Genomic DNA, 18,416 nt, shown 5'->3' on the forward strand with positions numbered 1-18,416 from the left:
GGGCCGGGGTATCGCAGCCCCGAACAACTGGCGGGAAGCGACAGAGCCGGTTTCCCGATGCATCCGCATCCCGGCGAGAGCCGGTCATCGATTCCCCCGCTTGCCGCCTCCGGGCGGCTTTTTTGACCCCGAGAGGAGGGCGACATGGAACCGAATCTTCGAGAGCGGCGAGCCCGGGTCATCGAGGCCCGCCGCCAGGCCCGAGCGAAGGGCAAGGTCATCAAGGCGCCAGAGAAGCCGATCATCGGCTGTCGCTGGACCGAGCCGAAAGACCCGGCCAATGCGGCGCGGGCTGCTGATTTCTCCCGGCGCTGGCACGGCCAGGCCGAGCCGCTGATTCAGATCTGGAGGTGAGCCATGCACACCAGCGAATGGAGCCGGCATTGGCGCGACATCGAGCATATCCGCGAGCAATGCGGCGACCCGAATACCTGCGTCGGCGGCGACGCGACCGTGAGCGCAGCCCTGCAGCACGTCCAGCAACACGAGCCTGCTCTGTGGGACGCATTCGCCACGGCGGCCGCCAAGGCATTCAGCGAGGGCGGGAACCGGCCATCACGCGACATGAGTCGAGCCGTAGAGCTCGCCCTGGATCACTACCTGAGCTCACGAATTCAAGGGAGAGCGGCATGAGCATCGACTATCGCTACCCCCTCTCGCCCCGAGAGCAGCAGGCATACGACGCCGTAACGGACGGTGACCCCGAGGCGGTGACTGATTTCGCCACGCACCTGGTCGAGGAAGGCTTGCTGGGCGCGAGCATTGCTGACATCGACATCAACCTGACAGTCGGCCACATGGTCGAGCGCTACATCCAGACAAAAGACGGCGTTGCCGAGCTCAAGGCTTGGGCTATCGCGGTGGTTGATGAGCGCGGAATGGAGGAGGCGGCATGATCGAGCAACCTTCTCGGGTCTACCCGGAATATCACAAGGAAGGCGTGCGCTTTCAGCTTTACAGCGACGGCACGGTCATGGTCTGGACCAAGGACCTGGAGCCGCGCGAACTCGGAAAACTGTCCGTCAGCGGCGAAGGCCGGCCATGGATACCGAAGCACAAGAACTTCAACAGCCTGTGCCGCCAGTGGTTCAGGGAGGGCGATGTTGATGACCTGGTATCAGAACAGCGCCGCATCTCGGACGCCCGAGGCATGAAGCGAAAAGCTGGTGAGGATCTGTACGAGGCGCTCGACGATTTACTCGCAGCTGTAGAGCGGAGCGTATGCGAAGGCAGCGGCCCAGCACAGGACAAGGCCCGCGCCGCACTCGCCAAGGCCCGAGGCGAATAAAGAAGGCCCACTCCTGCAGATACAGGAGCGGACCGGATGATCCGCGTCCATACGAATCACAGGGAGCATAGCTCATGACCCAGGACACTGACCACCTGACGCTATGGCACCAGGTAGAGAAAACACCGACGAACGTGGTGAAGCAGGCCAACGTCAACGGCCAGCAGATCACCGCGATCGACACCATGCACATGATCCGGCTGGCCACTCAGGTTTTCGGCCCGATGGGCCTGGGCTGGGGATATCAGATCGAAGAAGAGCGTTACGACCAGGGTGCCCCGATTCTCGACCCACAGACCGGTGAGGTGAAGGCCCACGAGCTGACACACACCGTTCGCCTCATGCTCTGGTATCGCTGGCACGGGGAGAAAGGCGAAGTGACCCAGTTCGGTCACACCCGGGCGGTCTATCGCACGAACAAAGGATCGTGGATGACCGATGGCGAGGCGCCCAAGAAGTCGGTATCGGACGCCATGAAGAAGTGCCTGTCGCTGCTCGGCTTCGCTGCCGACATCTTTACCGGCATGTTCGACGACCAGGATTACCGGGCCGCCCGCGAGGCCGAGACCCGTATCGCCCAAGCCGAGGATGCCGACGCCGAGATCGAGCGCTACCGCCAGGAGTACCAGGACTGGCTGCACCGCGAATGCGACACCCTGCGCAACAAGATTCCTCACCCTCGCAGCATCCAACTCGCCGCCGAACGCATCCTCCAGCGCGTTCCGGATAAGGCCAGCATGGCCCGTGTCGATGGCGCCAAGGGCGCCGCCATGATCCAGAAGGCTGCCGAGGAGGGTATCGAGCGCGCCAAGGTAGAACGTCAACAGCAAACCGAACAGGAGGCCGAGAGCCATGGGTAATGCCGCCGAACAACTGCAAAACGCTCCGCAGCCCTACGCCGCCGAGCTGGTCGAACTCGACAACGCCGAGCAACAGATGGCCGAACTCCGCGAGAAGTACGGCACCGTGCCGGACTACTCCACCAAGGAAGGCTACAAAACCGGCAAGCAGGCCATCCAGGCGCTGACCAAGATGCGCACCGGCACTGACAAAGCCCGCCTCGCGATCACCAAGCCTCACCGCGATTTCATCGAAATGGTAAATCAGCGTGCGAAGGGCCTGATCGGTGAAGTCGAGCAACTGGAAGCCCCGCATCGGGAGGCCAAACGCGAGGTGGACGAGGCCGAGCAACGTGCCAAGGAGGCGCGCATTGCCCAGTTGCGCGAACGTCTCGAGAAGGAAGTCACCAGCTACCTCGATACCGCCGAAGGGCTCGACTCCACCGGGCTGGCCGATCTGATCGGAGAGGCCGAGGCCATCGACACCGACGGCTATTTCGACATCACCAAGGATGCCGAGGACGAAAAGGCTCGGGTGCTGGCCACTCTACGCGAACGGCACGCCGCCGCCCTCGAGCGTGAGCGTCTGGCCGCTGAACGAGAGGAGATCGAACGGGAACGTGCGGAGCTGGATCGCTTGCGCGCCGCACAAGCGCCGGCCGAGACGTCCGCTCCCGCTCCCAACGATGTTGCCACGACCGGCGGCACCGCGTTCAGCCAGGAAGACCCCGACGACTGGGAGGGGCTAGGTAGCACCCTGCAGGACGTGCCGGCCGCCGATCCGTTTGGCGAGGCCCTAGAGGATCTGCAGACGGTCGCCGGACTCGATGCCAGCCAGGCCGTCGATGTGCTGTCGGCCATTCAGCGCGGCGACATCCGTCATACCCGCCTGAGCCAGTAACCGCCCGGCCTCGCCGGGAACAACATCCCCCCGACCGCAAACCGAGGCTGCTCGCCAGGACGGGCCGGCCGGGACAGCAACCCCCAATATCCACGAGCAGCGGCGATACCGCGAACTCCCCGCCCTACCTCGTCACCAGTCTGGCAGATCGGTCGGAGTGGCGCTGACGGGCGGACCACGTGCGTGGCAGCGGTAGGCAATGCCGGCCTCCCCACGAGACGGGGATCATTCATTGCACCTTCGAGGCGACGTCGTTCAGTTAGCCACTGACCATAGTGATGCGACTCAAGATGCCGGAGGACGCTGATCTAGGCTTCTGAGATAGCCCGATATGACGTCTCGGCACTCCTGCAAATCACGCAGCTTTCGATCCAAGTTCTCAGCTTCCTTGTGAAGGGTTTCCCTAACCTCTAGACAAGGATCAAAGACCGGCTGGTCATCCAATATGCACGGTAGCAGCTCACGAATGGACTCTAACTTCAGTCCAGCAGCACGGAGCATGCCAATACGCTTGGCTACCAATGCGGTGCTGTCATCGTAGTCGCGATACCCCGACTCTGTCCTAGCAGGGGTAAGGAGACCTTCTTGCTCATAGTAGCGCAGCATACGCTCGCTAATCCCCAGTTGGCGTGACAGCTCTCCAATCCTCATAGCTTCCTACTCGAAATCAGCGTATTGACCTTAACAGAATGTCAAGGTTTAGCATTCCTTCGTGGATCGAGCAACCCATCGAACGAGGAGAAAAGCATGCCACTCGAAGCATTCAACCTGGACGGCAAGAGCGCCATCGTCACCGGCGCAGGTCGCGGACTTGGCAAAGCGATCGCCCTTGGGCTGGCTTCTGCTGGGGCGAAAGTCCTTTTGGCTTCCAGGACGCCAGAGCATCTATCTGATACCGCCGCGGAAATTGAAAATTCAGGAGGCCAAGCCTTACGGGCGTCTGTTGATATCTCGGACCCAGCATCATGCGCCGCACTGATATCAAAAGCAGAGGACGAGTTCGGACAGCTAGATATTCTGGTGTGTAATGCAGCCACCAATATCCAAGGGCCCGCAGCAGACATGACGCCCTCTGAGTGGTCGCGCGTCATCAACACTGAAATGTCGGGATGCTTTTATCTGAGCCAGGCCGCTTATAAGACAATGGCCAAACAGAGGAACGGTTCGATCATCATGATCTCTGCCAACTCCAGCACCGTCGGCTACACCGACTTGATCGGCGTGGCTACCGCAAAGGGTGGGGTCGATATGATGGCTCGTAACCTTGCCATTGAGTGGGGACAGAACGGCATCCGAGTCAATACCATCAATCCTGGCTTTACTGAACACGTCCCCGAAGACGGAGCTGACGTCGCCGCAGGAGACGGTGATCTAGAGGATGATATTCGAACCGCCACACCATTAGAGCGTCGAGGACGTGTCGAGGAGTTTGCCAATCCAGCCGTATTCCTGGCCAGTGATGCCGCAAGCTATGTCACCGGACACAACCTGGTTGTCGATGGAGGCTATTCAGTGAAATGAATTTCAGGAACTCGCTATAGCCCTCTCTTCCGCTCTCATCCTAGGCCACCACTCGGTGGCCTTTTTCATGGGAGATCGCCATGACTCACACCAAGCCACAAGAGCGCCTGCTCCAGTCGATGCAGCGAGGCCAGAAGGCCCATTTCGTGATTGGGGGGGGAGGCTTCTGGATGGCACGCCAGTGCATGCGCGGACCATCCAGTCGCTTGCATCCCGAGGCGAGATCGAATCGGCGGGCACCGACCTGCTCGGTGATCGCGTGACCTGCTACCAACTACGCCGGGCCGCCCACTGAGGCGGCTTTTTCATGGAGGCTACATGACCACATCATTCAAGCCGAGCCTCGCCCTGGTCCAGCCACCAGGCTGCCGCGCCCGGCTCAATACGCGCTATCAGCTCGAGATACTGCGCTGGCGGCTGCCGATGCCGTTCACGATGCCGGACCTCAGCCGCTGCATCGCCAGCCGAGGCGGTCGAGCCGAGCGTCACGCGGCCACGCTGGCCGAGGCGACGATTCGGGATTGGCTGCGCAAGGGATACATCACGGGAGCCGGCACGCAGGCGGGCCTCCCGTCATACAAGCGAGGTGAATCATGATCAAGACCGGCTGCGCCAGCTCGCCGCCCTACCCGAGGTGCAGGAGATCATCAAGCAAAACGCGACGAGTCACCGGACTGGGTGCAGCGCGAACAGCAGTGGCGAGGGTCCGGAGGGCTCGGCCATGGCGGACGGAGACGTGTGGGGGATTGAAGATGCAGCAACAAGCTACTGAACAGGCACCGCTTCGCTTCTTGAAAGCGCGGGAGATGTGCAAAAAACTCTCCGTGTCACGCTCGAAGCTATACGAACTTGTCGACCAAGATCCAAGCTTCCCCAGGCCGTTCAAAGATGGGGATTCCCTGCAGGCGCCCAACTACTGGATCGAGCATGAGGTCGATCAGTGGATGCGCCAGCGCTTGGAGCGAGCACGGCGCGGGTAGCCTGCGGGCTGCCCCTGCCGGCGGCACATGATAGGATGCTGGTATTCGCTGCGGGAGGGAGATTCCAGCAGACAATACCGTGTATGGCATGGTGTATGGCAACCGAATTTTCACGCTGTCTACCTACTAACCACGGGCTTATTGGATTCCCTTCACCCGCTCCACTTTCGAGCCTGTCGCGCCGCCTGCCGGCCCCGAGCGTTCCATGGCCCTGTTCCTGACCGTCTTCGCCGTCTGCATGCTGATCTTCGGCGGCATGGTCGTCATCCTGCTGTTGTCCCATACGCCGCGCTATCGCACCGAACCCGAGCACCTGCTGAACCTGTTCGACAAGGCGCTCGAGAATCGCGTCGGCGAGACCGAGTGGAATGCCGTCATCGGCTACCCGATCCGCCATGACGAATACCTCGAAAGCGTTCGCCGTCGCGCCCGCTACTTGATGGACGAACACGGCCGTCACGGACGCGTGGCAAGGGGCAAGCCGCTTCTCGATGCCGACGGCCAGGCGGAGCTTGCCGCCCTGCGCGATCACCTGGCGGCGCGCACCCGACTCAGGCGTGATCGGGAAGGGGAATGAGCGTCAACGCGGAATCCGTTATCATGTCAGCGTGCATGCCACGGATTCGCCCCGCCGGAGGCCCGCGATGACCAGCGCGATCCGCCAGATCCCCCTAGACACCGCCGTTCATCACCATGCCCATGACTTCCATCAGATCGTGATCGGCTTGCGCGGCCAGGCGGAATTCGAGATCGAAGGGCTTGGAGGCTCCATTTCGGCACTGTCCGGCTGTATCGTGCCGGCCAACCACGTCCACTACTACGCCGGCACCGGCGACAACCACCAACTGATCCTCGACCTGCCGGAAGATGCGCTGTCGCTCACCGGCCATCAGCATGAGCTGGTACGCCTGTTCGACGCCCCTCGCTTCTTCTCGCTGGATGCTCCCCTGGAGCGCTACCTTGACTTCATGATTCACGAGCTGGGGCTGCTTTCCCAGCAAGGTCGACTGAGCGCCTTGCAGCAGGAACGTCTGGCCACGACACTGCTCGGCTCCCTGCATGCCCGTCTGGCCCAGGAGCCGCCCTCTCGGGGGCGCCATCTCGATCTTGCCGCTCTGGATCGCTTCATCGACCGCCACCTGGGGGCGCCTCTGCGAGTCGCCGACCTGGCGGCCGAGGCCTGCCTGAGCGAGACCCACTTCACGGCACGCTTCCGCGATCAGACCGGCCTCTCACCCTGGCAGTACGTGCTGCGCCGGCGCCTCGATACCTCGGAACGCCTGCTCCGCGAGAGTCACCTGCCACTCTCGGAGATCGCCGCCCTGACCGGCTTCGCCAACCAGAGCGCCTTCTCCAGGGCCTTTCGCCGCGCCTTCGGGCATCCCCCGAGCCGCTTGCGCTCCGCACCGTCCCGATCCCTCGGCGCACCGGCGCTTCACGATTAGACGAACGTCTAACCTTTTCTTCATATTTCGTTAACAGCATTGAAATCGTCAAATCCATCCGTGGATTCGACAAGCAGAGCCCAACAATGCCCCCTACTCTCATAGGATGCCCTTGGTCCGCCGACAGCTGATGCCGGCGGAACGAACCACCTCCTGTGACGACGGGCTTCAGACCGGGGAAGATTCATGCTCAATGCCAACGACATGCTGGATAACGCCACTTGGCGCCAGGAACTCGATACGCTTTTCGCCAATATCAGCGATCACTATGTGGTCGACGAGGAGGCCTATGTCGAGGAACTGATCAAGGCGCTCGATGCCAACGAGCGCGACTTCGCGCGCATCGCCGACAAGACGGCGGAACTGGTGCGCGAGATCCGCGAGATGGACACGGCGGTGGACACCATCGACGAGCTTCTCCAGCAATACAGCCTGGATACCCATGAAGGCCTGATGCTGATGTGCCTGGCAGAAGCCATGCTGCGCATTCCCGACAAGGCCACCGCCGATGCCTTGATCGAGGACAAGCTCGGCCCTGCCGACTGGAAATCCTACCTGGGTCAGAGCGAGTCCTGGATGGTCAATGCCTCCACTTGGGGGCTGCTGATGACGGGCCGCGTGGTGACCATGGACAAGCCTCACGAAGGGCGCCCCTCCGGCTTCATCAACAAGATGGTCAACCGCATGGGCGAGCCAGTGATCCGCCGGGCCATGGTCGAGGCGATGAAGGTCATGGGCAAGCAGTTCGTGCTGGGGCGTGACATCGACGAGGCGCTCAAGCGATCCAAACCCTTGTTCGACAAGGGCTACACCTACTCCTACGACATGCTGGGAGAAGCTGCCCGGACCCGCGACGACGCCAAGCGTTACTTCGACGACTATGCCCGCGCCATCGAGCGAGTCGGCAAGGCCAGCGCCCGACTGTCGGACAAGACACCGCCACCGTCGATTTCCATCAAGCTCTCCGCACTGCATCCGCGCTATGAGTTCGGCCGTCGTGAGCAGATCCTCGAAGAGCTCGTCGCCAGCACTCTGGAGCTGGTCACCATGGCTCGCGAACGCGATGTCGCCGTGACCATCGATGCCGAGGAAGTCGACCGCCTGGAACTCTCTCTGGAAGTGTTCCGCGCCGTCTACGAGCACGATACCTGCCGTGGCTGGGGACATTTCGGCCTGGTCGTCCAGGCTTACGCCAAGCGCGCCCTGCCGGTGCTGCACTACATCAATCGCCTGGCCGAGACCCAAGGCGATGCCATTCCCCTGCGACTGGTCAAGGGTGCCTACTGGGACACCGAGATCAAGGAATCCCAGCAGCTCGGCGTCGAGGGTTATCCGGTCTACACACGCAAGGCAGCCACCGATGTCGCCTATCTGGTGTGCGCGCGCTTCCTGCTCTCGGATGCCACCCGAGGACGAATCTTCCCGCAGTTCGCCACCCATAACGCCCACACCATCAGCACCATCCTCGAGGTGGCCAACGAGGCTGACCGCCCCTTCGAGTTCCAGCGCCTCCACGGCATGGGCGAGGCACTCTATGCCGCCGCGCTCAAGCGGGCTCCCCAGGGAACCTACTGCCGCATCTACGCACCGGTGGGCGCCCACAAGGATCTGCTGCCCTACCTGGTGCGCCGCCTGCTCGAGAACGGCGCCAACTCGTCCTTCGTCCACCAGCTGGTCGACCCCAAGGTGCCGGTGGAATCTTTGTGCGTGCACCCAGTGGAAACGCTGCGTCACCACGACAGCCTCGCCAATCCCCAGATCCCTCTGCCACGCGACATCTACGGCGAGAAGCGTCTCAACTCCCGGGGCGTCAATCTCAATATCCGCAGCCACTACGACCCGCTGATGCGGGCCATGAAGCAGTGCATGGATACCACCTACGAGGCACGTCCACTACTGGCCTTCGACGTCGCCACCGACCCGGCACTGGTGCATGACGTCACCTGCCCCTATGACCGCCGCAAGACAGTCGGCAGCGTGCTCTGGACCAGCAAGGAGCAAGCCGAGCGCGCCGTGGATGCCGCCTGGGCGGCCTTCCCGCGCTGGGACGCCACCCCGGTCGCCGATCGAGCCGCCATCCTGCGCCGCTTCGCCGAGCTGATGGAAGAGCACATGCCCGAACTGATGGCACTGTGTTCCCGAGAGGGCGGCAAGCTGCTCACCGACGGCGTCGACGAGATTCGTGAAGCCGTGGACTTCTGTCGCTACTACGCCGCCAAGGCCGAGGAACTCTTTGGCGAGCCGATCCAGCTGCCGGGCCCGACGGGCGAATCCAACGAGCTGGTGATGAGCGGCAAGGGCGTCTTCGCGGCGATCAGCCCCTGGAACTTCCCGGTGGCGATCTTCTGCGGCCAGATGGTGGCCACCGCCGTGGCCGGCAACACCGTCCTGGCCAAGCCCGCGGAACAGACCTCCATCATCGCCCACCGGGTCGTCGAGCTCCTGTATCAGGCCGGCATGCCCCGAGACGTGGTGCAACTGTTGCCTGGCGATGGCCCCACCGTGGGCAGCGTGCTGACTGGCGATCCACGCATCACCGGCGTGGTCTTCACCGGCGGCACCGACACCGCCCAGGTCATCAACCGTTCCCTGGCCAATCGCGAGAACGCCCCGCTGCCCACCCTGGTGGCCGAGACCGGCGGCATGAATGCCATGATCGTCGATTCCACCGCCCTGCCCGAGCAGGTCGTGAACGATGTCATCCACTCGGCCTTCCAGAGTGCCGGCCAGCGCTGTTCCGCCCTGCGCGTCCTGTACCTGCAGGACGACGTCGCCGACCGGGTCATCGAGATCCTCAAGGGTGCCATGGCCGAACTGCATGTGGGTGACCCGCGCGACCTGGGCACCGACGTGGGACCGGTGATCGACGAGGAAGCGCGCAAAGGCCTGCAGGCACATATCGACAAGCTCAAGGGCGAGGGACGCCTGATCGCGGAGACGAGGCTCGACGCCACCCATACCGCCGATGGCACCTTCATCGCGCCGACGGCCTTCCAGATCGATGGCATCGAGGCACTCGAGCGTGAACAGTTCGGGCCGATCCTGCACATCGTGCGCTACAAGTCCCAGGAGCTGGACGACGTCATCGACTCGATCAATGCCCGCGGTTATGGCCTGACCTTCGGCGTGCACAGCCGCAACGAATCCTTCGCCGAGGAAATCGCCCGCCGGATTCGTGTCGGCAACGTCTACGTCAATCGCGACATCATCGGAGCCGTGGTCGGTGTCCAGCCCTTCGGTGGCCAGGGCTTCTCCGGCACGGGACCCAAGGCGGGCGGGCCGCACTACCTGCTGCGGTTCGCGACGGAAAAGACCGTGACCATCAACACCGCCGCCCTGGGCGGCAATGCGTCACTGCTTGCCATGGGGGACGATTGAGCCTCGGGCATTGTCAACAACAACAAACCAAGGGGAGCCACTCATGATGGAAAAGCGTGCCACCGCCGGCTTTATGGTCGCACGCTCCTCGGGCATGATGCTCGCCGTCGACGTGCTGGCCTGCATACGTACCAACAATCCGTCGGAGCTACGTCCGGCCTAATAAACTGGAGAAGTTTTTATGGCTATTGGTGTTTGGATCAGTCTATTCGCTTACTTTGCGCTCATGGTCGCCATCGGCGTGTATGCCATGCGCAAGGCGACCTCCACATCCGAAGATTACATCCTGGGTGGCCGAGGCCTCAGCCCCCAGGTGGCTGCCCTTTCAGCCGGTGCATCGGACATGAGCGGCTGGCTCCTGCTGGGCCTGCCCGGGGCGATGTTCGCCTCCGGCCTGGGCTCTGCATGGATCGGCATCGGCCTGCTCGTGGGCGCCTTCTTCAACTGGGTGCTGGTCGCACCGCGACTTCGCGAACAGACGGTCCACTATGGCAATGCGATCACCATTCCGGAGTTCCTGGCCAACCGCTTTCCGACCCGAGCCATGTCGTTGAGAACAGTGTCGGCGGTCGTCATCGTTGTGTTTTTTGCGATCTACACGGCCTCAGGCCTGGTGGCAGGCGGCAAGCTGTTCGAAAGCGCGTTTTCCGGCATCCTCAACATTGGCGGTTTGAGCGACTATGCATCGGGCATCATCATCACGCTGGGCGTGGTGCTCGTCTATACCGTCGTGGGTGGCTTTCTGGCCGTGAGCATGACGGACTTCGTGCAAGGCTGCATCATGATGCTGGCCCTGGTGATCATGCCGGCGGTGGTGCTCTTTGGCGAAGGCGGCGGCGGCTTCGCCCAAGCGTCACAAACCCTCAATGAGGTCGACCCTACCCTGCTGTCGTGGACGGAGGGACTGACCTTCATCGGCTGGCTGTCTGCAGTGACCTGGGGGCTGGGCTATTTCGGGCAACCGCACATCATTGTGCGCTTCATGGCCATCCGGAAACTGCAGGATGTTCCCGTGGCCCGTAACATCGGCATGAGCTGGATGCTCATCTCCCTGATCGGCGCGGTCTCTCTGGGGCTGTTCGGCCGGGCCTATGCGGTCCGTAATGGCATGGATATCCAGGATCCGGAAACGATCTTCATCATCCTGGCGAACCTGCTGTTCCATCCGCTCGTCACCGGCTTCCTCTACGCGGCGCTGCTTGCTGCGATCATGAGCACCATTTCCAGCCAACTCCTGGTGGCGTCTTCATCACTGACCGAGGATTTCTATCGTCTCTTCCTGCGTAAGGAGGCAACGGAAAAGGAAACCGTCGGCGTGGGCCGAATCAGTGTCATCCTGGTGGGGATCATTGCCGCCGTCATTGCCTCGGACCCGAACTCCCAGGTGCTGGGGCTGGTCAGTAACGCCTGGGCAGGCTTCGGCGCGGCGTTCGGCCCGCTCATCATTCTGTCGCTGATGTGGTCGCGCACGAACGGCGCAGGCGCCATCGCCGGCATGATCGTGGGTGCCGCCACCGTCATGATCTGGATCTCGCTGGGCTGGAACGCCGAGTTCATGGGCGGTCCCGGTGTGTACGAGATCATCCCCGGCTTCATCGCCGCCTTCATTGCCATTCTGGTGGTGAGCAGCGTGACCAGCGATGCCGGTGAATACAAGCATATCTCTCGCTGACAACGCGCGTAGCGCGCTCGTGAAGCGACAAGAGGGCTCCTGCGGGAGCCCTTTTTGGTCGCCGGCTAAAGCAGCCAGGCACGTCCGACGAGTACCAGAGCGAACCCCCACAAGGCTCCATGGCTCCAGCCAGCATTGACCAGCCTTTCCAACCGGTGCATGCCCACCTCCTCGACCAGCGGCCGAGCGAACGAGGTGCCGAGAGCCCAGAACCCCAGGACCACCAAGGGCAGGCGCAGGCCCAGCGGCAATCCCTGTATCAGTTCGGGGCGCCACAGCAACCAGGCCGAAAGGCCGGCTGCCAGTAACAAGGTTCCGGTATCGAGGTGGGCTCGAGAGATCCGGGGCCAAACCATCACGGTCGCCTCCACCGCCGTCTTCACGCTTTCAGTGAAGACGATTCCTGGCCGGCTAGCGAGTCATGATTCACAATGTGCAAATATTGTACAAGAGATGTCTCTTATTGCCGTCATTAGCGAAAAGTTCCATTGATTCCCCCCATATATTGCTATCTACACCATAGATTTTTTTTACAAGACGTTTAGAAACAGTGTTTCCTATAATTCTTCCTGAACGATGCGAATGACGCCGACAGTCGTGCCGACGTCAGCATCCGAAACACCACAGGGAGGATCCCCTCATGAAAGCGACTCGACTGATCTCTGCTACCGCCTTTGCCGCCATCGGCCTTTTCGCCACCCAGGCAGCCATGGCTTATCAAGCAGGCGACATCTATGTCCGCGGCGGCTATGCCAAGTCCGACGTGAAGAGCGACAACGGCGAGATCGCCAACCAGGACATCAATGTGTCCGACGAGCAAGGCATCGCCTACGGCCTTGGCTACCTGTTCACCGACAAGTTCGGCGTCGAGCTCAACGGCACCGAGGCTGTCGAGCATGACATGGCCGGCGGCCACTTCGACCGCACCCCGGTCAACCTGATGGCCAACTACTATCCGCTGGGTGGTACGGACTCACGGGTCCAGCCCTACGCGGGTGTCGGCCTCAACTACACTCACTTCTCCAATGAGTCGGTGAGTGGCATGGACCTCGATCACTCCTACGGTGCCGCCGGCCAAGTGGGCGTGGACCTGGCCCTGACTGACCACTTCATGATCGGCGCCTTTGCCAACTACGCCGATGTGGACAGCGACGTCGACATGCATGGCCACGGTGCGGGCAAGGTCGAGCTCGATCCCCTCACCGTCGGTGGCGGCCTGACCTACCGCTTCTAAGCCGCGCGCTCATCGAACCACGCCGCCGGCATGTCCGGCGGCGTTTTCATTGCCTGCCCACCAACGAGGCCCTCCGACAACATCGGAGGGCCTCGTCGTTCCTGCGCGAGCAAGAAGGCTCTTCAGCGATGGCTGTGCCGCGACAAGCCCAGGGCCGCCAGCGTCTCGTCATCCAGCCCGGCGACTGTCGGCACCTCGGACAGCCGGGCATGATACTCGGCCGAGAGGAACGCCTGGCCATGCAACAGGTGCTCGAGATACTCCTGGGCGGGACGCAAGGCTCCCGCGGTCGTACCCGGCGTGGCGATGTAGACCCAAGCCTCGATGGCGCCTTCAGCGGTCTCGACCGACAGGCGATGGCGACGATAATCGTGCGGGTATCCCTCGAAGGGATCCATGTCATGGATCTGCTCGGGAGACACCAGTTCGAAAAGCGCCCCTTCGACACGCGCCCCCTGCCGAGGAGCTACGTTGGCATGGCTGATACCGGGCACCTTCGAGGCCTTGTCGAACCGTAGCACGTGATCGACCAGCACCCCCGGCAAGGCACGCCGGGTAGCACCGATGCGTGCCTCGACTCGCGCCGGGTTCATGTTGCTGCCATAAGCGAAATAGTAAGGCATTCACACCTCAGAGGCTGTCGATCGATACGGCCGATGGTGGCCCGCCCAGGCACCGGACGTATCCACGTTCTCTCAGTTGTCGGTAACCAGTTGATCGATGCGCTCGACGGCCTTGCCCATCAGGATCCGGTCGCTGTTGCGCGCTCCTTCCTGAGTCAGATACGCCTCCACCGCCGGGGCTACATCACAACTCGCCGGCATCGGGCTTTCCGCCTCGACCAATGCATCGAGCCGGGCAATGAACACGAAACGCAGCCATTGCGGCAGGCTCATGGTATCGATGCAGAACGGTTGGGCGCTCTGGAAGGCTGCCGGCTCGGGACGCTCCACGCGCCACAGGTTGGCGGCTCGCATGGTGGACTCGAGCTCGCGCAGCGCCGTGTCGAGTTCCTCGTGAACATTCATGGGATATTTCTCCAGTCGATCAATGGCGCCATTATCCCGCGACAGCCCCTCTTGGGCCAACATCGCTCAGAGCGCCTTTGGTTGACCGGCCAGCACCTTGCGCAGGAAATCCCGCGTGCGAGGATCCTCGGGGGCATTGAACAGCCGCGAGGGAGGCCCTTGCTCGACGATATGACCGCCTTCCATGAACACCACTCGATCTGCCACATCCTGGGCAAACCCCATCTCGTGGGTCACCACCAGCATGGTCTGGCGCTCGGTGGCGAGCTGCTTCATCAGGGCCAGCACTTCCTCGACCCATTCCGGGTCGAGCGATGATGTCGGCTCATCGAAGAGGATCACCTCAGCCTGGGCAGCCATGGCACGGCCGATGCCCACGCGTTGCTGCTGCCCGCCGGAGAGCGAGGCCGGATAGGCATCCGCCTTGTCGGCCAGCCCGATGCGCTCGAGAATCTCCCTGGCCCGAGCATGCGCCTTCGCCTTGGGCCAGCGGTTGACCACGATCAGCCCCTCGGCAATGTTTTCCAGCGCCGTCTTGTTGGCGAACAGCGCATAGTTCTGGAAAACAAAGGCCGTGCGCCGGCGCGCCGCCAGGATGTCGGCTCGACTGGCGCGCGTGACGTCGATCTGCAGGTCCCCAAGGGTCAACTTGCCGGCATCCGGCCGCTCGAGGAAATTCAAGCAACGCAGCAGGGTCGACTTGCCGGTCCCGGAAGGGCCGATCACCACGATGATTTCGCCACGCTCGATGGTGAGATCAATGCCGTCGAGCACCGGCGTGCCATCGAAGCGCTTGACCAGATTGGCTATTTCGATCATCTGCGGTATGCCTTGTTGAGTCGGGTCTCCAGTCGGCGCTGCCCCCAGGCCAGCAACTCGACGATGATCCAGTAGACCACCGCTACGGTGAGAAAGGCCTCGAAGTACAGAAAGCTGCCGGCCGCTTCCTTCTGGGTCGCGCCCATCAGTTCCGTGACTCCCAGGGTAAAGGCCAGCGACGTCGCCTTGATCATGTCGATGAAATAGTTCATCAAGGTGGGCACCGCCACCCGCGTTGCCTGGGGCAAGACGATGCGACGCATCAGCTGACCGTTGGTCATGCCGATGGACAGGGCGGCCTCGGTCTGGCTGCGGTCGACGCCAACGATGGCCGCACGGATCGACTCCGCCATGTAGGCCGAAAAGTGCAGCGTCAGCCCCATGATCGTGGCCGTGATGCCATTGATCTGGGTCAGGAAGGCCAGTAGCTGGGGCAAGCCGTAATAGAACAGAAACAGCTGCACCAGTAGCGGGGTGCCGCGGAAGAAGGAGATGAACAGCATGGTGGCCGCATTCAACCCCGGGATTCTCAGCACCCGGATCACCGCCAGGCCGCAAGCCAGCACGAGGGCCAGCGCCATCCCCGCTGCCGCCATCTCGAGGGTCAGCGGCAGGTAACTCAACAGGATGGGCACCAGCCCCAGCATGTAGTCGAAATCGAGAACATTCATAACGGGCACGGCACCGTATCAGGGTCGCGTGATATCGGTACCGAACCAGCGTTCGGAGATTTCCGTCAGGGTGCCGTCCTCACGCAAGGCCTCAAGCGCCTGCTCGACTCGATCACGCATCGCGCGTCCTTCGTCGGTATCGCGGAACGGCAGCGCATTGCGGATCTCCGAGAACGGCTTGCCGGCCAGTGCGAGCGGCAATGGCTTATCCTTGATCACCTGGCTGGCACTTACCCGATCCATGACGAAGGCATCCACACGGCCCAGGGCGGTATCCTGCTCGATGTTGCTCTCGTAGGTGCGGATATCGATCTCGTCGGCATAGGGCAACTCACGCAAGAGTTGTTCATAGTTGGAGCCCAGGTTCACCGCTACACTTTTTCCACGCAGATCCTCGACGCCGGAGATCGTCTCGTTGCCCTTCTTGACCACCACCTGAGCCCCATCGTAGACATAGGGTTCGGTGAAGGCATACTTGGCCTGGCGCTCCTCGGTGATGGTGATCTGGTTGGCGATGGTATCGATACGCCCGGACTCGAGCATGCCGAAGAGCCCGGAGAAATTGGCGGTCTCGAACGCCACCTCGGTGCCCATCTCGTCGGCCACGGCTTCCATCACGTCGACCTCGAAACCCTTCAGGGTGTCCTGCTCGACGAAGGTGAACGGAAAATAGCCGCCGGACATCCCGACCTTGAGAGGTTCAGCGTCGGCCTGGGCCGTGCCGGCCACGGTAATGGCCCCGGCGGACACCAGGGCCAGAGCGATGTGTCGTGCAAAACCTGGGAATCGCAACATGATGGGTCTCCTGTCATTACGCGCCACAAAGAGAAATCAGGAATAAAAAACCTTTTTCATATTCCATTTTTACACAAACCGTATGAAAAATCCCCCTCTGCGGCCAATAGCTGCTGATTATGCCTGTCATAGCCTCGAGACACAGTCATGTCATGCACAGAAGTCCTGAACGTCCCTGTGGATAACCACTGAACAGGTCTGGCCTGGCAAGAGATCATGGGCCTTTCGAGCCATTGATCAATGAATGATCATCGCCCTGCCAATCGGTACCGCGTTGGCTGACAGAGGTTGGGTCTCGATGTAGAGTGCACGCTTCGAGCCTGGGAGACCGCATGCAATCGATCGACAGCCTACATGACTTCTTTGTCCGTACCGGCGCCGAGGTGAAGCTTTATCATCTGGGGCGCCGGGTTGAGCCCTGCCCACTCGACACATTGCGCGAGCTGGAACAGGATGAACGTCCCTGGCCCGCTCCCTGGCAGGGACAAGCACGGCTGGCCATGGTGTTCCGGGTGGGGGATCTCGACGATCCCCTCATCTGGTTCCTGGCCCTGCCCCTGGATGAACAGGGAATGCTCGACCCGGCCCCACGGGACGCCTTCCTGCAACGCTTGCTGGAAACTCTGGGCCGAAATGTCGAGGGTCTCGGTCGTGAGGATAGCAGCGGGATCGACAACCTGATGAAGGACAATCCCCTGGCCTTCACGCCCTCGACGACCTTCCAGGCCATGCTCCATGCTCGGGCGAGTCACGATCTCGATCAACCAGCAAGCCAGCATCTGGAGCCGGTGGAGGCTTACCTAGAGGGGCAACAGGCGCTGGACTGGCGAGCGCTCGGCCTGCAGGGCCTGGCCGATTTCGCATCGCGCATGGATACGGACCAGCAGAAACGGCTGGCCGACACCCTGCCAACACTGCCCGATGAGGTCCTGGTATCGCTATGCTACTGTCTGGAGCATGTCGCCATCGGTGACGAGCTCGCCGATGCGCTGCGGCAACGCGGCGAGAAGGCCGCCGAGACCGGCGACATCGAAGGCTTCTGCGCCTGTGTGCGAGCCGTCAGTGGCGCCGAAGCCACGTGGGTGGGCGACTGGTACGACGCCCTGCTGGCCGACACCGAGGCGTGCGGCCCCGATCTTCTGGCGGCCATGGCAGGCCGGGGCTGGCATCATCTGGAGGATGGCCAGCGTCTCCCGCGCTTCCTGCTCCGTCTGGCAGAAGAGCCCCGGGCCGATTTCACCGCCGTGGCACGCGATTTGGCGTTGATCCCTCGCCTGCGCCTGCCCGTTCTGATGACACTGCGCGACGCCGAGCCGGCATCCGCCATCGGCCGCCGCCTGGCTGGCCTTTCCCGTTGAACCACAGGAGGCACCAAGCGCCATGAAGGAGCTGCCCTATCAGGCCAAGGCGGTGATTGGCCGCCGCGAGATGGTCACCTTGCCAGCGCTGAACCTGACACTGTGCGCCAAGGCCGACACCGGCGCACGCACCTCAGCGCTCCATGCCGAGGACATCGAGACCTTCGAGCATGACGGTCACCCCTGGGTGCGCTTTACAACGCGCGGTGGAGGTCCGGCAAGTCCGCCCCACGAGCAGCGCCTCCCGCTCCATGACCGACGCCGTGTCACCAGTTCCAACGGCCAGTCCGAGTGGCGTTACGTCATCCGCACCCCCATGCAACTGGGTGAGCTGGAATTTCCGGTCGAGCTGACGCTCACCGATCGTCGCGACATGCGCCACCCGATGCTGCTGGGCCGTCGTGCCCTGCGCCGGCTGCTGGTGGCGCCCGGCGCCGGCTTCCTGCACGGTGAGCCCTGAGGCTCACCCTGCTCTCCGATCCTGTCA

At 62.3% G+C, this 18,416-nt stretch carries 24 protein-coding genes; 17 read left to right on the plus strand and 7 right to left on the minus strand.

Going from position 1 to position 18,416, the window contains the following annotated elements; all coding sequences use genetic code 11:
- Nucleotides 1–144 precede the first annotated feature (144 nt).
- The 6 genes from A9O65_RS16575 (at nt 145) to A9O65_RS16600 (ending at nt 3,028) form a co-directional block, all read left to right on the plus strand.
- Nucleotides 145–354: a hypothetical protein gene (locus tag A9O65_RS16575; protein WP_064702749.1), complete on the plus strand. Its 210-nt coding sequence runs from the start codon at nt 145–147 to the stop codon at nt 352–354.
- Nucleotides 355–357: 3 nt separating this feature from the next.
- On the plus strand, nt 358–633 hold the full coding sequence (locus tag A9O65_RS16580; protein ID WP_064702750.1) for a hypothetical protein: 276 nt from the start codon (nt 358–360) through the stop codon (nt 631–633).
- Nucleotides 630–896 carry a hypothetical protein gene (locus A9O65_RS16585; RefSeq protein WP_064702751.1) on the plus strand — a complete coding sequence of 89 codons (267 nt, stop codon included), beginning with the start codon at nt 630–632 and terminating at the stop codon, nt 894–896. Before A9O65_RS16580 ends, A9O65_RS16585 begins: the two co-directional genes overlap by 4 nt.
- Nucleotides 893–1,288, plus strand: a complete 396-nt coding sequence (locus A9O65_RS16590) for a hypothetical protein (protein ID WP_064702752.1) — start codon at nt 893–895, stop codon at nt 1,286–1,288. Before A9O65_RS16585 ends, A9O65_RS16590 begins: the two co-directional genes overlap by 4 nt.
- Nucleotides 1,289–1,362: 74 nt before the next feature.
- Complete coding sequence (locus A9O65_RS16595; RefSeq protein ID WP_064702753.1) at nt 1,363–2,148, plus strand: Rad52/Rad22 family DNA repair protein; 786 nt, start codon at nt 1,363–1,365, stop codon at nt 2,146–2,148.
- Nucleotides 2,141–3,028, plus strand: coding sequence for an SPFH domain-containing protein (locus A9O65_RS16600; protein ID WP_064702754.1), 888 nt, complete (start codon nt 2,141–2,143; stop codon nt 3,026–3,028). Before A9O65_RS16595 ends, A9O65_RS16600 begins: the two co-directional genes overlap by 8 nt.
- 285 nt (nt 3,029–3,313) lie before the next feature.
- Here A9O65_RS16600 and A9O65_RS16605 read toward each other — a convergent pair whose 3' ends face one another.
- Complete coding sequence (locus tag A9O65_RS16605) at nt 3,314–3,679, minus strand: MerR family transcriptional regulator (protein ID WP_064702755.1); 366 nt, start codon at nt 3,677–3,679, stop codon at nt 3,314–3,316.
- A 96-nt stretch (nt 3,680–3,775) separates the two neighbouring features.
- On the opposite strand from A9O65_RS16605, the gene A9O65_RS16610 reads away from it, so the two are divergent.
- From A9O65_RS16610 to putP, 8 genes are all read left to right on the plus strand, one after another.
- Entirely contained in the window at nt 3,776–4,549 is a 774-nt protein-coding gene (locus tag A9O65_RS16610; RefSeq protein WP_064702756.1) for an SDR family NAD(P)-dependent oxidoreductase, read from the plus strand.
- An 80-nt stretch (nt 4,550–4,629) separates the two neighbouring features.
- On the plus strand, nt 4,630–4,812 hold the full coding sequence (locus tag A9O65_RS17300) for a hypothetical protein (RefSeq protein WP_139180714.1): 183 nt from the start codon (nt 4,630–4,632) through the stop codon (nt 4,810–4,812).
- A gap of 55 nt (nt 4,813–4,867) precedes the next feature.
- Nucleotides 4,868–5,146, plus strand: coding sequence for a hypothetical protein (locus A9O65_RS16615; RefSeq protein ID WP_064702757.1), 279 nt, complete (start codon nt 4,868–4,870; stop codon nt 5,144–5,146).
- Nucleotides 5,147–5,301: 155 nt separating this feature from the next.
- The gene (locus A9O65_RS17640; protein ID WP_064702758.1) at nt 5,302–5,529 is read left to right on the plus strand and encodes a helix-turn-helix transcriptional regulator; all 228 of its coding nucleotides are present in this window, start codon (nt 5,302–5,304) and stop codon (nt 5,527–5,529) included.
- Between the two features lie 205 nt (nt 5,530–5,734).
- Nucleotides 5,735–6,106, plus strand: a complete 372-nt coding sequence (locus tag A9O65_RS16625; RefSeq protein WP_064700750.1) for a hypothetical protein — start codon at nt 5,735–5,737, stop codon at nt 6,104–6,106.
- 67 nt (nt 6,107–6,173) lie between these two features.
- On the plus strand, nt 6,174–6,974 hold the full coding sequence (locus tag A9O65_RS16630; RefSeq protein ID WP_064700751.1) for a helix-turn-helix domain-containing protein: 801 nt from the start codon (nt 6,174–6,176) through the stop codon (nt 6,972–6,974).
- Nucleotides 6,975–7,160: 186 nt separating this feature from the next.
- Nucleotides 7,161–10,352 carry a bifunctional proline dehydrogenase/L-glutamate gamma-semialdehyde dehydrogenase PutA gene (gene putA / locus A9O65_RS16635; protein ID WP_064700752.1) on the plus strand — a complete coding sequence of 1,064 codons (3,192 nt, stop codon included), beginning with the start codon at nt 7,161–7,163 and terminating at the stop codon, nt 10,350–10,352.
- 181 nt (nt 10,353–10,533) lie between these two features.
- Entirely contained in the window at nt 10,534–12,024 is a 1,491-nt protein-coding gene (gene putP, locus A9O65_RS16640; RefSeq protein WP_064700753.1) for a sodium/proline symporter PutP, read from the plus strand.
- 65 nt (nt 12,025–12,089) lie between these two features.
- Here the strand turns inward: putP and A9O65_RS16645 are convergent, their stop codons facing one another.
- A complete protein-coding gene (locus A9O65_RS16645; RefSeq protein ID WP_137055344.1) occupies nt 12,090–12,383 on the minus strand; it encodes a hypothetical protein in 294 nt (97 codons plus the stop codon).
- Between the two features lie 281 nt (nt 12,384–12,664).
- On the opposite strand from A9O65_RS16645, the gene A9O65_RS16650 reads away from it, so the two are divergent.
- The gene (locus tag A9O65_RS16650) at nt 12,665–13,258 is read left to right on the plus strand and encodes an OmpW/AlkL family protein (protein ID WP_064702759.1); all 594 of its coding nucleotides are present in this window, start codon (nt 12,665–12,667) and stop codon (nt 13,256–13,258) included.
- A 122-nt stretch (nt 13,259–13,380) separates the two neighbouring features.
- On the opposite strand, the gene A9O65_RS16655 is transcribed toward A9O65_RS16650, so the two are convergent.
- The 5 genes from A9O65_RS16655 to A9O65_RS16675 all read right to left on the minus strand — a co-directional run bounded on the left by A9O65_RS16655 (nt 13,381) and on the right by A9O65_RS16675 (nt 16,571).
- Nucleotides 13,381–13,881 carry a gamma-glutamylcyclotransferase family protein gene (locus A9O65_RS16655; RefSeq protein ID WP_064702760.1) on the minus strand — a complete coding sequence of 167 codons (501 nt, stop codon included), beginning with the start codon at nt 13,879–13,881 and terminating at the stop codon, nt 13,381–13,383.
- Between the two features lie 72 nt (nt 13,882–13,953).
- Complete coding sequence (locus tag A9O65_RS16660) at nt 13,954–14,286, minus strand: YqcC family protein (protein WP_064700786.1); 333 nt, start codon at nt 14,284–14,286, stop codon at nt 13,954–13,956.
- A 66-nt stretch (nt 14,287–14,352) separates the two neighbouring features.
- Nucleotides 14,353–15,105 (minus strand): amino acid ABC transporter ATP-binding protein, encoded by a 753-nt coding sequence (locus A9O65_RS16665; RefSeq protein ID WP_064700757.1) that lies wholly within the window; start codon nt 15,103–15,105, stop codon nt 14,353–14,355.
- Nucleotides 15,102–15,776, minus strand: a complete 675-nt coding sequence (locus A9O65_RS16670) for an amino acid ABC transporter permease (RefSeq protein ID WP_064700758.1) — start codon at nt 15,774–15,776, stop codon at nt 15,102–15,104. The genes A9O65_RS16665 and A9O65_RS16670 overlap by 4 nt, the downstream gene beginning before the upstream one ends.
- 18 nt (nt 15,777–15,794) lie before the next feature.
- Complete coding sequence (locus A9O65_RS16675; RefSeq protein WP_082920072.1) at nt 15,795–16,571, minus strand: amino acid ABC transporter substrate-binding protein; 777 nt, start codon at nt 16,569–16,571, stop codon at nt 15,795–15,797.
- Nucleotides 16,572–16,903: 332 nt separating this feature from the next.
- On the opposite strand from A9O65_RS16675, the gene A9O65_RS16680 reads away from it, so the two are divergent.
- On the plus strand, nt 16,904–17,929 hold the full coding sequence (locus tag A9O65_RS16680; RefSeq protein ID WP_064702761.1) for a DUF3549 family protein: 1,026 nt from the start codon (nt 16,904–16,906) through the stop codon (nt 17,927–17,929).
- Nucleotides 17,930–17,951: 22 nt separating this feature from the next.
- A complete protein-coding gene (locus A9O65_RS16685) occupies nt 17,952–18,389 on the plus strand; it encodes an ATP-dependent zinc protease family protein (RefSeq protein WP_064700760.1) in 438 nt (145 codons plus the stop codon).
- The last annotated feature ends 27 nt before the right edge of the window (nt 18,390–18,416 follow it).

This window comes from Halomonas caseinilytica (assembly GCF_001662305.1).
In the GTDB taxonomy this organism is placed as follows: domain Bacteria; phylum Pseudomonadota; class Gammaproteobacteria; order Pseudomonadales; family Halomonadaceae; genus Halomonas; species Halomonas caseinilytica.